General features: G+C 60.1%; 10 protein-coding genes. 4 read left to right on the forward strand and 6 right to left on the reverse strand.

What is annotated here, in order from left to right; translation table 11 throughout:
- Positions 1-3 precede the first annotated feature (3 nt).
- On the reverse strand, positions 4-1,167 hold the full coding sequence (locus tag ACKZ62_RS10715) for an isovaleryl-CoA dehydrogenase (protein WP_032889830.1): 1,164 nt from the start codon (positions 1,165-1,167) through the stop codon (positions 4-6).
- Between the two features lie 151 nt (positions 1,168-1,318).
- Between ACKZ62_RS10715 and ACKZ62_RS10720 the strand changes: the two genes are divergently transcribed.
- Entirely contained in the window at positions 1,319-2,953 is a 1,635-nt protein-coding gene (locus tag ACKZ62_RS10720) for an AMP-binding protein (protein WP_447096652.1), read from the forward strand.
- Between the two features lie 81 nt (positions 2,954-3,034).
- Entirely contained in the window at positions 3,035-8,197 is a 5,163-nt protein-coding gene (locus tag ACKZ62_RS10725; protein ID WP_447096653.1) for an NEL-type E3 ubiquitin ligase domain-containing protein, read from the forward strand.
- Positions 8,198-8,747: 550 nt separating this feature from the next.
- Here the strand turns inward: ACKZ62_RS10725 and ACKZ62_RS10730 are convergent.
- From ACKZ62_RS10730 to ACKZ62_RS10740, 3 genes are all read right to left on the reverse strand, one after another.
- Positions 8,748-9,662, reverse strand: a complete 915-nt coding sequence (locus ACKZ62_RS10730; RefSeq protein WP_032889827.1) for a hydroxymethylglutaryl-CoA lyase — start codon at positions 9,660-9,662, stop codon at positions 8,748-8,750.
- Between the two features lie 16 nt (positions 9,663-9,678).
- A complete protein-coding gene (locus tag ACKZ62_RS10735) occupies positions 9,679-10,071 on the reverse strand; it encodes a MerR family transcriptional regulator (RefSeq protein WP_032889825.1) in 393 nt (130 codons plus the stop codon).
- A gap of 115 nt (positions 10,072-10,186) precedes the next feature.
- The gene (locus tag ACKZ62_RS10740; protein WP_095184407.1) at positions 10,187-11,122 is read right to left on the reverse strand and encodes a LysR family transcriptional regulator; all 936 of its coding nucleotides are present in this window, start codon (positions 11,120-11,122) and stop codon (positions 10,187-10,189) included.
- 166 nt (positions 11,123-11,288) lie between these two features.
- Between ACKZ62_RS10740 and ACKZ62_RS10745 the strand changes: the two genes are divergently transcribed.
- Positions 11,289-12,518: an acyl-CoA dehydrogenase gene (locus ACKZ62_RS10745; protein WP_032889822.1), complete on the forward strand. Its 1,230-nt coding sequence runs from the start codon at positions 11,289-11,291 to the stop codon at positions 12,516-12,518.
- Between the two features lie 133 nt (positions 12,519-12,651).
- Here ACKZ62_RS10745 and ACKZ62_RS10750 read toward each other — a convergent pair whose 3' ends face one another.
- Together ACKZ62_RS10750 and xthA are read right to left on the reverse strand one after the other, a co-directional pair.
- On the reverse strand, positions 12,652-13,986 hold the full coding sequence (locus tag ACKZ62_RS10750; RefSeq protein WP_032889820.1) for a substrate-binding domain-containing protein: 1,335 nt from the start codon (positions 13,984-13,986) through the stop codon (positions 12,652-12,654).
- A 142-nt stretch (positions 13,987-14,128) separates the two neighbouring features.
- On the reverse strand, positions 14,129-14,941 hold the full coding sequence (gene xthA / locus ACKZ62_RS10755) for an exodeoxyribonuclease III (protein WP_032889816.1): 813 nt from the start codon (positions 14,939-14,941) through the stop codon (positions 14,129-14,131).
- A gap of 168 nt (positions 14,942-15,109) precedes the next feature.
- Between xthA and ACKZ62_RS10760 the strand changes: the two genes are divergently transcribed.
- Positions 15,110-15,754 carry a GNAT family N-acetyltransferase gene (locus ACKZ62_RS10760; protein WP_032889813.1) on the forward strand — a complete coding sequence of 215 codons (645 nt, stop codon included), beginning with the start codon at positions 15,110-15,112 and terminating at the stop codon, positions 15,752-15,754.
- Positions 15,755-15,776: the final 22 nt, after the last annotated feature.

Raw genomic sequence — 15,776 nt, forward strand, 5'->3', positions numbered from 1 at the left:
CCTTCAGCGAGTTTCGTTGAAGAGTTCACGACCGATCAGCATCCGCCGAATCTCACTGGTGCCAGCGCCGATTTCATACAGTTTGGCGTCGCGCAGCAGGCGGCCGGCGGGGAATTCATTGATGTAGCCGTTGCCGCCGAGAATCTGGATCGCGTCCAGGGCCATTTGCGTGGCGCGTTCGGCGCTGTAGAGGATCACCCCGGCCGCGTCCTTGCGCGTGGTTTCGCCGCGCTCGCAGGCCTGGGCCACGGCGTAGAGGTAGGCGCGGCTGGCGTTGAGTTGGGTGTACATGTCGGCGACCTTGCCCTGGATCAGCTGGAATTCGCCGATGCTCTGGCCGAACTGCTTGCGGTCGTGGATGTAGGGAACGATCAGGTCCATGCAGGCCTGCATGATCCCGGTAGGGCCGCCGGACAGCACCACACGCTCGTAATCGAGGCCGCTCATCAGTACTTTTACGCCGCCGTTGAGCACCCCGAGGATGTTTTCCTCGGGCACTTCGACGTCATCGAAAAACAGTTCACAGGTGTTGGAGCCGCGCATACCCAGCTTGTCGAATTTGCTGCTGCGGCTGAAGCCCTTCCAGTCGCGCTCGACGATAAACGCAGTGATGCCGTGAGGGCCTTTTTCCAGGTCGGTCTTGGCATAAATCACGTAGGTGTTGGCGTCGGGACCATTGGTGATCCAAGTCTTGCTGCCGTTGAGCACGTAGCGGTCGCCGCGCTTGTCGGCGCGCAGTTTCATAGAGACCACATCGGACCCAGCGTTCGGCTCGCTCATGGCCAGAGCGCCGACGTGTTCGCCACTGATCAGTTGGGGCAGGTATTTGAGTTTCTGTTCGTGATTACCGTTGCGGTTGATCTGGTTCACGCACAGGTTCGAGTGTGCGCCGTAGGACAGCGCTACAGACGCCGAACCACGGCTGATCTCCTCCATGGCCACCACATGGGCCAGGTAACCCAGGCCGGCGCCGCCGTATTCTTCGGCCACGGTAATGCCCAGCAGGCCCATGTCACCGAACTTGCGCCACAGGTCGGCGGGGAACAGGTTGTCACTGTCGATCTGAGCCGCGCGAGGCGCGATCTCCTTGGCCACGAAGGACTGCACCTGGTCGCGCAGCATGTCGATGGTTTCACCGAGGGCGAAGTTCAGGGACGGGTAACTCATGGACAGGCACCTTAAATATCAGCGTTGTTGTTGTATGGAGGGCTCATCAGAGGAGGGCGCTCACCTTTACGTTAACGTAAGCTTGCGTTGTGGTGCTGTCAATCGTAGTTTACGTTTACGTCAACCTACAAAAAAGACAACAGGGGTCGTTATGGATCAACCGCAGCCGAGCTATAGCCGTGGCGCTCAGGACAAGGCCTTGTTGGCCATGACCATTGGCCAGGCCTTCGATCGCACCGTCGCGCAATACCCGCAGGGCGAAGCGCTGGTAGTGCGTCATCAGCAACGTCGTTACACCTGGCAGCAATTGGCCGAGACGGTTGAACTGCATGCCCGCGCGTTCCTCGCATTGGGCATGCAGACCGGCGATCGCCTGGGCATCTGGGCGCCCAATTGCGCGGAGTGGTGCATCAGCCAGATCGCCAGCGCCAAGCTCGGCGTGATCCTGGTCAACATCAACCCGGCGTATCGCAGCAGCGAGCTTGCCTACGTGCTCAAGCAATCCGGCTGCCAATGGCTGGTGTGTGCCGGTTCGTTCAAGACCTCCGATTACCATGCCATGTTGCAGGAACTGAACCCCGACCTGCGCGGCCTGATCAGCCTTCACCCCGAGCCGCCTGCGGGGTTTATGCCTTGGTCGCAACTGGCGAACCTCGGCGCCAGCGTTGCGCCCGAGCAACTTCACGCGCGCCAGGCCAGCCTGCACTTCGATCAACCGGTCAACATTCAATACACCTCCGGCACCACCGGTTTCCCCAAAGGCGCCACCCTCAGCCATCACAACATACTCAATAATGGTTACATGGTCGGCGAAAGCCTGGGCCTCACCGCGCAGGATCGTCTGGTGATCCCGGTGCCGCTGTACCACTGTTTCGGCATGGTGATGGGCAACCTGGGCTGCATCACTCACGGCACCACCATGATCTACCCCAATGACGGCTTTGACCCGCTGCTGACCCTCACCGCCGTCGCCGAAGAGCGCGCCACCGGCTTGTATGGCGTGCCCACCATGTTCATCGCCATGCTCGATCATCCGGGCCGCGCCGACTTTGACCTGTCCACCCTGCGCACCGGCATCATGGCCGGCGCCACGTGCCCCATCGAAGTGATGCGCCGGGTCATCAGCGAACTGCACATGGGCGAAGTACAGATTGCCTACGGCATGACCGAAACCAGCCCGGTGTCGCTGCAGACCGGCGCCAATGACGACCTGGAACGCCGCGTGACCACTGTCGGTCGCACCCAGCCGCAACTTGAAAACAAGATCATCGACGAGGCGGGTAACACCGTTGCACGCGGCCAGATCGGCGAACTGTGCACCCGTGGCTACAGCGTGATGCTCGGCTACTGGAACAACCCCGAAGGCACCCGAGAGGCCATTGACGACGCCGGTTGGATGCACACCGGCGACCTGGCCAGCATGGATGAACACGGTTACGTGTGCATTGCCGGGCGCAACAAGGACATGATCATTCGCGGCGGCGAAAACGTGTACCCGCGGGAGCTGGAAGAGTTCTTCTTCACCCATCCGGCAGTGGCTGACGTGCAGATCATCGGCATTCCCGATGCGCGCTACGGCGAAGAAATTGTCGCCTGGATCAAGTTCCACCCTGGCCATGTGGCCAATGCGCTGGAGTTGCAGGCGTGGTGTAAGGACCGCATAGCGCACTTCAAGACGCCTCGGCATTTCAAGTTTGTGGAGGAGTTCCCGATGACGGTGACGGGCAAGATCCAGAAATTCAGGATGCGCGAAATCAGTCTCCAGGAGCTGCAGGGCGACGCCTGAAACGCGGTGCATGGCTACCGCTTCGGTATGGGGCCCATTGCCTAGGGTGGCGGGATATTCCGCTATCTGAAGGCGATGCACATGACAGATCCAGCCACACCTGACATTGAGGAGGATCAGGGCCCTCACGTCACGGTAATCCGCGACAACACGCCCGGGTGGTACACCGATGCAGTAGACGCGCGTAAAACCGAACTGACCGCAGTGGGCCTGCGTATTCCGGATTGGTACAAACAGGCGCAAGCGCCAGCCAAGGAGCGGCTCAAGAAGGTTCACGAGCGCAGTCGGCGCTCGCTGAACCAGCTCGATCAGTTGCTTGGTTCGCTGCAAAATCCGGCGGACTACGCCGAGCCATTACTGGTTGCCGCCATCGAGAAAACGTTCGGTAAACGCCTGGACGTTCGCCAGGTGTTCTATGCGCGCAAGATGGCGAACACCACATGCAACCCCGGACCCGCTGAGTTGGAACCCGACAGCGAGCATGCACTGGCGCCCGAGTTTTATTTCTATAAAGGCCTGAGCCTGCTTGAAGCGGCGCTGAATAACTTCACTGCGAGTGAGGCCACCGCACCGGTGTGCGGTGATTGCCACCTGATCACCTGTTACAACTTTCACAGCTACCGCGTACGCGTCATTCATTCTGTGTGGAGTGTCCAGGCGCAAAAACTGGACATTGACGCCTATCGTTTTGCCCAGTTGTGCCGGGAGCTTGACCTGGGCAAGTCATACTTCGAACACGTGCGTGCCACGATCAATGCACACATAAACGCAGTGCCAGACGCGCCGCCCGGAAAGCTCTACAGCACGCTGATCACCAGCCATCGAAACCAACTGGAACTGGCCGCTGAGATCGCCTTGATGAAGGCGGATATCGACCCGTCTCAGCATGCGCTGATCAAACAGATCCTGATCGACCCGGTTGGACGCAAATGGGCGGGTGATGATGTCGCGTTCTGTCGATTTCGGCTGCTGGGGCTGGAGCTGGACAGCATCCTGATCATCGGCCCGCGGGTGATGGAGCAGTACCTGGTCAACTCCGAGATCGTGCCTCGGCCTTGCATGGTTTACATCCCCGGCGATCCGCTTTATCCGCTAAAGGCCTATGACAACGTGGGCGCTTTCACCGAAGCACTGACCCTGCGCCTGTGCCGCGCGAAGTACCGAACGTTCTTCAGCCAATTTGTGCCACTGGCCGAGCAGAATGATTTTTTTGCCAAGCTTAAAATGTTGCTTGACCCTGAGGATGGGTACCGCATCAGCGATAATTTTGATGCAAACAAGAGAACGCCGATCCAGCGCCAGGGGGACTACGGCAAGGTCTGGAAAGACGTGTGGTACGACAGCGCGCTGCAGCGCGTGCGTTCGATCATGAACAACGCCAGTGCCGGCGCGGTCTCGACTGACGACATCACTACGCGAACCTACAATGCCTGGCTCTGGTCGTGGGGCAGCAAGGCCCTGGATATTCTTAATCTGGCGGCGTTCGTGGTGCCGGTGCTCGGTGAAGTGATGCTGGTGGTTGGGGCGATACAGATGGCTCGCGAGGTGTGTGAGGGCCTTGAGTCATGGTCCGACGGCGACACGCACCAGGCCTGGGCGCATCTCTCGGCGGTGGCGCTGAATGTGGCGGGGCTGGCGGTCCCCAAGGCGCTGACGGTGTTGAAGGACACCGCGTTGGTCAGACGGCTGGTGCATGTCCAGATGGGCGGGCGACCGCGTCTGTATGACTTCAGCCCGGGTGCCTACAAGCATCAGGTTACATTGCCGGCCGGTCTTGTACCGCAGTCCGATGGACTCTATCCCCACGAGGGGCGCCTGTACTTGCCGGCTGCAGGTGGCGGCCACTATGAAGTCCAGGCCGCACGGGGCCGAAATGCCTTCACACTGATCCATCCCGACGGTGACACGCGTTATGCACCGCGTATCCGGCATAACGGCGAAGGCGCGTGGGTGCACGAGTTTGAACAGCCTTTGAGTTGGGATCGCACAACCTTGTTGCGCCGTATGGGCCCCCGTGTCGAGCGCCTGAGCGATCATCAGTTGGAGCAGCTTCGGCTGATCAGCGGGGTGTCCGATGATGAACTGCGCCGTATCTATGTCGAGCAGCAACTGCCGCCACCGATATTCAGCGAAACCGTGCGGCGCTTTGAGTTGGCGGGCAAGCACCAGGCGTTTATCGACCAGTTGAGCAGCAATGATCCGCAGGTGTTCGGCCGGGTTGACGCGACCTTGCAATTGAAATTGCTGGTGGACAATGGCCTGTGGCCAAAATCCAGGGTGCTGGTGATCTTTGATGCCGAAGGCAATCTGACCTGGCGTTCTGACCGCGTCAGGACGCGCAGCCAGGTGGTGAAGCTTGATGCCGAGCAGACCGACAGTGGCATGTTGCTGCCGGCTTTTCTCAAACAATTGAGTGAGCCTGAAATCCGTCAACTGCTCGACGAAGAGGCCGTGCTGGACGATCTCCGTACTCGCCTGGATATTGGTGGGCTGACGGACGAGGAAGGCGATCCCATTCCCCGGCCGGCAAGCCGAGAAGACTTGGAGGCAAAGGCGCAGCTTATGATGCCCGCGCAGCGTATGCCCGAGGCGAGAGCACTCAGGTACCGTGACCGGTTGCTGGAGGTGGCGAAGAACACCCAGGGCAAGCTGTACCGCGAGGAGGTTTTGGCCGGTGATAGGCCCAGCAATACTCATGCACAGCTGATCCAGGACAGCTTCCCCGGACTGCCCCGGCTCGCCGCCGAGGAGCTGGCCAACCATGCCAGCCCCGAGGAGTTGGTGCACCTGGACAGCACATCCCGGTTGCCCCTGCGTCTGGCCGAAGAGGCTCGTTGTTACCTGCAAAAAGCACGGGTCATGCGTGCGCATACCGACATGCTGTTTGACAGTGAATTGACCATGGATGGCGTACACCTGGCGCTGCACAAGCTGGCGGCGCTGCCCGGCCGCCTCGACGGTGTCGGCATCGAGTTGCGTGCAGGCACCTATGACGGGCCGGTGCTGGACCGCATAGGCCGTGCGGACGCCCCGCGACAGCGGCGCCTTGTGCGCGTCAGCATGAAGGAATGGGCGGTGTACCGCGAACCGCAGGTGGCTTCGTACCATCGTGCCGATAAAGACGCGTTCTACAGCGCGCTACTGGTGGCCACTGAGGATCAGGGCCTCGACATGCCGCGAATACGCGAATCGACGCCGACCTTGAAGGCACAGATCACCACTCAGCCGTTGAGCGAACAGGCCAGCCGCCAAGCCCTGGGCCTGCAAGCGATCAAGCCGGGGTTCAAGTCGCCCATGCGCCTGGCCGACGGGCGCATCGGCTACCCGCTCAGCCCGGTGGGCGGCGCGCAGCAATGGCCCTCGGTGTGCGTGATGAAAGCAATGATGCTGTACCCGTCGAAATCCATCGAGGCGGTGGTCGAGATGCTGGGGTTGCAAGGTCGTGGCAGTGCGGCGCTGGTGGCCAGGCTTAATCAGCTTGAACAAGAGTTCGCACAGCTTGACCGGGAATTGGTCGCCTGGCAGCAACAAGGTGAGCCCGGTTACCGCAGCGCCAGGCGCCGGGTCAGCGCGACCGTGCGATACGCCTGGCAGCGCGAGTCGGCTACTGCGTTCGCGGCGGATGGCACGTCTATCGGGCATGTCCTGGATCTGTCTGGTGAAGTCATCGACGAGCTTCCGCAGCTCAGCGCCAATATGGACCACGTGGGCCGCCTGACTTTACGGCGCATGGGGCTGTCGGACAGCTCCCTGCCGTTTCTGCAGTCCTTCGGCGGTTTGCGCTGGCTGGACATGCGTGAGAACAACCTCACTCAACTGCCGGAGTTCGCCAATGCGGGCGTTGGGCTGACCAAGCTCAACCTGAGCCGCAACGATATTCGCCTGACCGAGCAAAGCCGAGCGCGCCTGGAAGCCATGCATGGCCTCAAGATTCTAAACCTCTCCGACAATCGCAACCTGGGATGGACCGCCGACGTGCGCAACATGCGCAGTCTGAACCAGCTGTATCTGAGCGATACCGGGACCACTCGTTTCCCGGCGGGCGTCGAGCAACTGACTCAACTGGCGCGGATCGACCTGCATACCAATCGGCTCACGACACTGCCGGAGTACGCGTTCCAGCATCTGGAACGGATCTCTGTGCATGACAACCCCTTTTCGGAGGCTACCCGGGTGCGCCTACCCGGTGAGTTTCCGGTGAATCAGGCGCAATGGGCAGACCATGTCACCGCCGACGAAGCGCGGGTACTCTGGCTGGCCGATACACCGACGGCGCTGCAGGCCGAGCGCAGGATCCTGTGGGATGACCTGAGTGCCAGTGCCGACTCGGCGCCGTTCTTCACGGTACTGGCCGACACCACACGCAGCGCCGAATATGCCTCATCCAACACCCGTGCAGCCCTGGCGGCGCGGGTGTGGGACATGCTGGAAGCAGCACAGCAAAGTCAAGACATCCGCGAAACGCTCTTCAGCACCGCAGATGATCGAGTCACCTGTGGCGATGGCACCACGGTGGAGTTCATGAACCTTGAAAGGGAACTGATCGGCGCAAGGGCCCTGGTACAAGCGGGGGATGCGCACGCGGAGGGCGCACTGATCAGCACCGCGAAAAAACTGTTTCGCCTGCATCTGGTGGACACCCTTGCGCAACGGGACGTCGAGGCGCGAGGGCCTGGGTTCACCGAGCAGGTCGAAGTCATCCTGGCCTATCGGGTCGGTCTGGCGGACCGGCTGGACCTGCCCGTCAAATCCCGCGGCATGTTGTTTCCCCAGCAAGCCAATGTAAGCCCGGCAGCACTCGACCAGGCCTATACGCAGGTGCTCGCGAATGAGCGGATGGTTGCGGATGAGTCAGCGTTTTTTGCCGAGCGGCGTTTCTGGCAACAGCACTTGCGCACTCGCTACCCTCAGGAGCTTGAGGCCTTGACGGCGCCCGGTACCGCGCTGAACCGGGCCAAGGGCGAGGCGCTCGAAGCGGTCTCGGACTGGCAGGCGCTGGAGGATAGCGCGCCGGACAGGGCGCAGTGGCAGGCAACACACACCGAATTGGTCGATAACCTGATGACTGTGCTGGGTAAGCCCAGGGAAGAGATTCTGGTGGATGGCGCGATGCAAAGTGCGTTTTATATCGAGCAGTTCAACCTGCTGCGCGTGGCGCAGTGGGAGCAAGAAGAACAGGCCATGCGCACGCTGACGCGGTCGGTGCTCAACAACGCCGCCGCGGAGCAGGGAACAGAGGTCTGAAAAGGCCATGTGCAGAAAGCACAAAGGGGACCCGAGGGTCCCCTTTAATTTGTCGTTGCGTGCTCTTTTTTATTATTGAAGGGCGGCCTGTTGTTGTTTTTGGTAGCCGTGACCCTTTTACCGCTGTTTTTAGCGACCCCCATGCGGGGTCAAGAGCAAACGTATTTTTTTGAGCGCTGACCTGCTTCTTCGTGACCGATCCAACCAGTGGGTAGCTACCTGAGGTAGTTTTATTTTTCTCTAACCGGTTGCGGGTTTCGGCGAGCCGTACCCTGCGAAGCACATCTTCTCCAAAAAAATCTGTTAGCTGCGTCTCTGCCGTGTTGTTTTTGTTATGTCAGAGTCGTTTCGTCTTATTTTTATTAGGTTTGGCGCTTTTTATTCTTGTTATGCCATAGAGATAGCAGAAGCCGTGCCAACTTTTAAAAATCCTTTAAAATCAGCTGGTTAGTTTTTTGTTCGGATTTGGCTTACGCAAAGTTCGACAAAATATGTTCCCGTGTTACTCGATGTGTAGTCGTGCGGTAACACATTGTCACGGCTGCTCTACTCAAACGGCATTACGGACCTTGGCCACCCGCGAACCCGTAGGGCGGCCCAGGACCTGACTGATTTGCAGGCCAGCGGCAATCAATGCTTGCAGGTCGATGCCGGTGTCGATCCCCAGGCCGTTGAGCAGGTAGACCACGTCTTCAGTGGCAACGTTACCGCTGGCGCCCTTGGCGTAAGGGCAGCCGCCGAGGCCCGCGATAGAGCTGTCGAACACACTGATCCCTTCTAGCAGACTGGCATAGATGTTGGCGACCGCCTGGCCGTAGGTGTCATGGAAGTGGCCCGCCAGTTTGTCCCGTGGCACCTGCGCACCGACGACATCGAACAGTCGCCGGGTAGAGCCTGCCGTGCCGGTGCCGATGGTGTCGCCCAGGGAAACCTCGTAGCAGCCCATGGCATACAACTCCCGCGCGACTGCGGCAACTTGCTCTGGCGCAATCTCGCCTTCGTAAGGACAACCCAGCACGCAGGACACATAGCCGCGCACGCTGATGCCATGTTGCCGGGCTGCAGCCATGATCGGCGCAAAGCGTTCCAGGCTTTCACTGATGGAACAGTTGATATTGCGTTGGGAAAACGCCTCGGACGCTGCCGCAAACACCGCGACTTCTTTCACCCCGGCCGCCAGCGCATCCTCAAAACCCCGCAGGTTCGGTGCCAGTGCGCCATAGGTCACGCCGGGCTTACGCTGGATCTGCGCAAATACCTCGGCCGAACCGGCCATCTGCGGTACCCATTTGGGCGAGACGAAACTGCCAACTTCGATGTAGCTCAAACCCGCCGCGCTGAGGGCGTCCACCAGTTGCACCTTGTCGGCCACGCTGATGGGTTGGGCTTCGTTCTGCAGCCCATCGCGCGGACCGACTTCGACCAGGCGCACATGGGAGGGGAGTGGATTTGATGGGTGGGACATGGCAGTTACCTTCTGATCAATGGCCAGCCTGGCTCATGGTGTGCGCGAGGGCCTGGGTGCAGCGCTCTTCGGCGGTGTCCAGTTCCAGTTTCATCTGTTCGATATCCAGCAACTGTTGCTCAAGCTGCTCGCGGCGCTCTGCGATCTTGGCCAGCATGCTGTTGAGCTGGATGTGGTTGCCGCTGCTGGGGTCGTAGAGTTCGATGAGCTCGCGGCATTCGGCCAGGGAAAAACCGATGCGTTTGCCGCGCAGGATCAGCTTGAGGCTGACCTTGTCCCGTGCCGAATAGATGCGTTCCTGGCCCCGGCGCTCCGGGGTCAGCAGGCCTTGTTCTTCATAGAAGCGAATGGCGCGAGTGGTGATGTCGAGCTCGCGGGCGAGGTCGGAGATGCTGTAGGTGATGCTCATGGCGGCGCTCAAGAAGGTCCTGGCGCTAAGCTAATGGCAGGTTGACGTAAACGTCAAGGCCAGCTTCGCTGACCATAGGGGGCAAGCCCCCTCCCACAGGGTGCGCGCTTCAACCTCAGGCTTGTTGTTTGTCCAGCTTCTTCTCATGGGCCGTAACCTGCTGGCACAACTCGATCATCTGCTCACGCATCCAGCGGTTGGCCGGATCCTGGTCGGTGCTTTCGTGCCAGTACAGGTGCGTTTCCACCGGAGGCACATCGTTGACCGGCAGGTTGACCCAGTGCAACTCATGGCGCCGTGCGAAGCGTTCGGGCACGGTCATCACCATGTCGGTCTGCTGCAGCACTTGCGAGGCCATCAGGTAATGCTGGGAGCGCAGGGCGATCTTGCGTTGCAGGCCCATCTTGCCCAAGGCCAGGTCGACATGGCCCAGGCCGTTGCGGCGGCTGGAGATGTGGATATGGGTCAGCCCCAGGTAATCGTCGAGGGTCAGCTTGTCCTTGCCCGCCATCGGGTGGCCCTTGCGCATGGCGCACACGTAGCGGTCTTCCATCAGCTTGACGTGGCGCACTTGCGGGTCGGTGTTGAGCGGCGCATCCACCGCAAAATCCAGGCGCCCGGCGGCCAGTTCCTTAGTGGTTTCGCGGCGCTTGGACAGGAAACTTTCGATCACTACCGTCGGCGCCAGACGGCGCAGGCGCTGGAACAGCGCCGGCAGAATCACCGCTTCGGTGAGGTCGGTCATGCTGATGCGGTAGGTCTTGGCCGCCTGTTGCGGATTGAAGATACGGCTTTCCTGTACCGACACTCGCAGCAACGACAGCGCATTACGCACCGGGCCGATGATGTTCTGCGCCATCGGCGTGGGCACCATGCCCTGAGCGGTGCGTACAAACAGCGGGTCGTTGAAGGTCTCGCGCAGGCGTGCCAGGGCGTTGGACACCGCCGGCTGGGTGATGCCGACGATCTGACCGGCGCGGGTCAGGTTGGCTTCGGTGTAGATCGCGTCGAAGACGATAAAGAGGTTGAGGTCGACCTTGCTCAGATTCATTGGGTTGCGCTCTTATTGTTAGGTGGCGATTTGTTGCGTGCTGAGACGCCGATCATATATCGGTGATGAATGTTAATACACGCCGAGAATAGGCTAGGTAAATTATGAGCGCTGTTCTAGCATCGATTGCATGACCTAAACAACCTCTCAAAGAAGGGAGCTGCTCATGGATTTCGCCTATTCGCCCAAGGTTCAGGAACTGCGTGAACGCGTCACCGCGTTTATGGATGCTTACGTTTACCCGGCCGAGCCGGTGTTCGAACGCCAGGTCAGCGAAGGCGACCGCTGGCAGCCCACCGCCATCATGGAAGAGTTGAAAGCCAAGGCTAAAGCCGAAGGCCTGTGGAACCTGTTCCTGCCCGAGTCCGAACTGGGCGCCGGCCTGACCAACCTCGAATATGCGCCGCTGGCCGAAATCATGGGCCGTTCACTGCTGGGCCCGGAGCCGTTCAACTGCTCGGCACCGGATACCGGCAACATGGAAGTACTGGTGCGCTACGCCAACGAAGAGCAGAAACAACGCTGGCTCGAACCGCTGTTGCGCGGCGAGATTCGCTCGGCCTTCGCCATGACCGAACCGGACGTCGCCTCGTCGGACGCCACCAACATGGCCGCCCGCGCCGAACGCCAGGGCGACGAGTGGGTGATCAATGGCAAGAAATGGTGGACCTCCGGCGCCTGCGACCCGCGCTGCAAGATCCTGATTTTCATGGGCCTGAGCAACCCCGACGCGCCACGCCATCAGCAGCACTCGATGATCCTGGTGCCGGTGGACACCCCCGGTGTGAAAATCGTGCGCCCGCTGCCGGTGTTCGGCTACGACGACGCGCCTCACGGCCACGCCGAAGTGCTGTTCGACAACGTGCGTGTGCCCTATGAGAACGTACTGCTTGGCGAAGGCCGCGGCTTTGAAATTGCCCAAGGTCGTCTTGGCCCAGGCCGTATCCACCACTGCATGCGCTCCATTGGCATGGCCGAACGTGCGCTGGAGTTGATGTGCAAACGCGCGGTCAGCCGTACCGCGTTCGGTAAACCATTGGCACGCTTGGGCGGCAATATCGACAAGATCGCCGACTCACGGATGGAGATCGACATGGCGCGCCTGCTGACCCTGAAAGCGGCGTACATGATGGACACCGCGGGCAACAAAGTGGCGAAAAGCGAAATTGCGCAAATCAAGGTGGTGGCGCCAAACGTAGCGCTGAAGGTCATCGACCGCGCGATCCAGATCCACGGCGGCGCAGGCGTCTCCAACGACTTCCCGCTGGCCTACATGTACGCGATGCAGCGCACACTGCGCCTGGCCGACGGCCCGGACGAAGTGCACCGCGCTGCAATCGGCAAGTTTGAAATCGGCAAATATGTGCCTAAAGAGTTGATGCGCAGCGGGCAGTAACACCGCGTCGCCTGTAATCGGGGGCGAGCCCCCTCCCACATTCGACAGTATTCCTACTGGAGATACGCGGTCACCTGTGGGAGGGGGCTTGTCCCTGATGAGGCAGGATCAGGCACTGAAGATCTGGCAGTCCTCAGTACACCCAAACCTCCACCCGCCGATTTTTGATCCGCCCCTCATCCGCCGTATTCGCCGCCACCGGCATCTGCGCACCAAACCCGCGAATATCTCGCAGTACTACGCCGCTCTTGACCAACTCCCGTCGCACCGCCATCGCCCGCAATTTAGACAGCAGCGCCGCCCGCTGCGGATCGTTCTTGGTATCGCCGAATCCCACCAGCGTCACCTTTTTGTCCAGCTTGTCGTGACCCTTGAGATACGCCACCACCCGCTGCACATCCTGGCGCGCCTTGTTATCCAGGCTGGCGCTGCCTTCTTCGAAACGAAAATTCACGGTCAAGCGCTGAGCGTCCCGAGCGATGGCTTGATAGTCATCCGGCATTGTCGGGCGCGGTTCCACGGCCATGGCCTGCACCTGCTGCGCAATAAACCCACTGGCCGCCACAATCGCCTGGCCTTTGCTGCTCTGGGCAAAGTCCACCAGCGCCTTGGCCCACGGGTTATGGGCGGTGGGCGGCAGGTAAAAGAACAATCGGCGCGACAGCGGGTAATCCTCAGTGGCGATCAGGCTGTTGAGCGGCAACATCGGTTGCGAGTCGCCATCCACAATCGCCACGGCCTTGGCGTGGCGCACGTAGGGCAGCCCAATAAAACCGATGCCCTGAGGGTCCTGGCTCACCGCATCGGACAATGCCTCGCTGGACTCGAAACGCTTGGCCGAAGAAACCAGGGGCTTGGCGCGCAGGCGCAACACCAATTCCTTGAAGGTGTCGTAGGTGCCCGACTGATCATCGCGGGCGTAGATATGAATCGCGCCGCCGATGCCGCCCAGAGCCTCCCAAGTGCTGATCTCACCGTTGAAGATCTGCGCCAGTTGCTCGGTATTCAGGGTATTCAGCGGGTTCTGTGGGTTGAGGATGATTGCCAGGCCATCGATGGCGATCACGTGTTCGGCGTCGGGGCTTTTCAAGTCACCAAGCGGTTCAAGGTCTACCAGTTCGCTGTCCTTGATCGGTCGGGACGAGGCCGCAAGGTCGGCGCTGGTTTTCTTCAGGGCGACAAAGCCTGTGCTGGAACCGTGGGCTGCGACGTCGATAGTCACCGTTTTGCCCTGGCGTGTCTTGCCGATCACGCGCTGTTCATTGGCGCCCTCGGCAGGTTCGCTGTGCACGTTCTGCAACCCTTGATGCTCCATCAAACCCTTGGCCAATGCCGGGGCCAGCGCCGCGCCAATGGTGTTGGAGCCCTGGATTCGCAAGGCCGGGCCTTGATCGGGAACGGGTAGGGGGGCAGCCACAACGGAGAGGGAAAATGCGCAACACAACAGGAACAGAACGCGCAGCATCATGCCGGCACCTTCTCAAGCCAAAGGGAGTGCCGCGAGATTAAGTCAGTAGGATTTCAATAATGTGACTGACACTCAAATGATCAAAAGTGTGGGAGGGGGCTTGCCCCTTCTCCCACATTTGACCCGAGTACAGTCAGGGGGATCAGCTCAGTTCAAGCCAGATCGGCGCATGGTCCGAGGGTTTTTCCAAACCACGCAGGTCGTAATCCACGCCGGCATCCTTGACCCGTGGCAGCAAACCGTTGGAGGCCATGATCAGGTCGATTCGCAGCCCACGCTTGGGCTCATCTTCAAAGCCGCGGCTGCGGTAGTCGAACCAACTGAAGCGGTCGGCCACGTCCGGGTTGAGGTGACGGAAGCTGTCCACCAGGCCCCAGTTTTTCAGGCGGGCCATCCACTCGCGCTCTTCGGGCAGGAAGCTGCACTTGCCAGTTTTCAGCCAGCGCTTGGCGTTGTCGGCGCCGATGCCGATGTCGCAGTCTTCCGGGGAAATATTCACATCGCCCATCACCACCAGCGCCTGATCGTTGCTGAACTGGCTTTCCAACAACTGTTGCAGGTCTTCGTAAAAGCGCTGCTTGGCGGGGAATTTGGTTGGATGGTCGCGGCTTTCACCCTGTGGGAAATAGCCGTTCATGATGGTCACCGGGTTGCCGTTTTCATCGGCGAAGGTGCCCCAGATAAAACGACGCTGGGCGTCTTCTTCGTCACTGGCAAAGCCTTTGTGAAGGCTCAACGCAGGCTGACGCGAAAGCAGCGCCACGCCGTAGTGGCCTTTTTGGCCGTGGTAGTAAACGTGATAGCCCAGTGCTTGTACTTCGGCCAGAGGAAACTGGTCGTCGTGGACCTTGGTTTCCTGCAGGCCGATTACATCGGGTTGATGCTTTTCAATCAGCGCCGCCAGCTGATGGGGGCGGGCGCGCAGCCCGTTGATATTGAAGGAGACGATTTTCATGGTCGGCGGTCCAGTCTGGCAAAAGGGCGATGCTAGCGGACAAGTCGGACGGGGGCCAGCGTGGCGGTAGGACAGATGCGCTGCTAATGTCTGGGAACGACTGGTGCTGCGTAGGTTCGTACCCATAAGAACGCCATCTATTGAGTGGCGCCCAGGGAGATTGATTGTATGACTGACACTGCCATTGGCGAAGTTCGCTTGCTCAACAGCGGCTATTCCCGCGAGGCCCGCTCCCTGCTGTACCAGGCCTATCGGCATGAGCCGACGTTTGCCTACATCTTCGAAGCCGAACGCCCAGGTTATGAGCAGCGGGTACGCGCCACCGTGCGGGAGCTGGTCAAGCAGCATTTTTTTCAAAAACTTCCGGCGATCGGTTTGTTTGTGAATGATCGGCTGATCGGCATTGCCTTGATCGCACCCCCGCAACGGCGCCTGGGGATCACTGAGAGCTGGGCGTGGCAACTGCGCATGTGGCTGAGCACTGGTGTGCGCGGTACACGGCGTTATCTTGATTATCATCACGCCGTGCTGGCGTGCCTGCCGAGCGAATCGGTGCATGTGCTACCGCTTTTGGGCATTCACCCGCAGTTCCAGGGCAAACACTACGGTGAACAGTTGCTGGAGGCGGTGCATAACTGGTGCGCCGAAGACCCGCACTCTTCGGGTGTGGTGCTGGACACCGGCAATTCCCGCTACCTGGATTTCTACAAGCGCCAGGGCTATGAGGAAATCGGCGAAGTCGCTGTAGGGCCTATCCTGGAGCATGTCTTTTTCCACCCCAATCCCCAGCTGTTACATGCTGCAACGGCTTAATGCAGAATTTTTCAGAATCGTC

It is taken from the genome of Pseudomonas sivasensis (assembly GCF_052938085.1).

Excerpts from the sequence above, each read along its gene's own strand:
- ACKZ62_RS10715 (WP_032889830.1), bottom strand. The coding sequence starts at position 1,167 with ATGAGTTACCCGTCCCTGAACTTCGCCCTCGGTGAAACCATCGACATG.
- ACKZ62_RS10720 (WP_447096652.1), top strand. The coding sequence starts at position 1,319 with ATGGATCAACCGCAGCCGAGCTATAGCCGTGGCGCTCAGGACAAGGCC.
- ACKZ62_RS10725 (WP_447096653.1), top strand. The coding sequence starts at position 3,035 with ATGACAGATCCAGCCACACCTGACATTGAGGAGGATCAGGGCCCTCAC.
- ACKZ62_RS10730 (WP_032889827.1), bottom strand. The coding sequence starts at position 9,662 with ATGTCCCACCCATCAAATCCACTCCCCTCCCATGTGCGCCTGGTCGAA.
- ACKZ62_RS10735 (WP_032889825.1), bottom strand. The coding sequence starts at position 10,071 with ATGAGCATCACCTACAGCATCTCCGACCTCGCCCGCGAGCTCGACATC.
- ACKZ62_RS10740 (WP_095184407.1), bottom strand. The coding sequence starts at position 11,122 with ATGAATCTGAGCAAGGTCGACCTCAACCTCTTTATCGTCTTCGACGCG.
- ACKZ62_RS10745 (WP_032889822.1), top strand. The coding sequence starts at position 11,289 with ATGGATTTCGCCTATTCGCCCAAGGTTCAGGAACTGCGTGAACGCGTC.
- ACKZ62_RS10750 (WP_032889820.1), bottom strand. The coding sequence starts at position 13,986 with ATGATGCTGCGCGTTCTGTTCCTGTTGTGTTGCGCATTTTCCCTCTCC.
- xthA (WP_032889816.1), bottom strand. The coding sequence starts at position 14,941 with ATGAAAATCGTCTCCTTCAATATCAACGGGCTGCGCGCCCGCCCCCAT.
- ACKZ62_RS10760 (WP_032889813.1), top strand. The coding sequence starts at position 15,110 with ATGACTGACACTGCCATTGGCGAAGTTCGCTTGCTCAACAGCGGCTAT.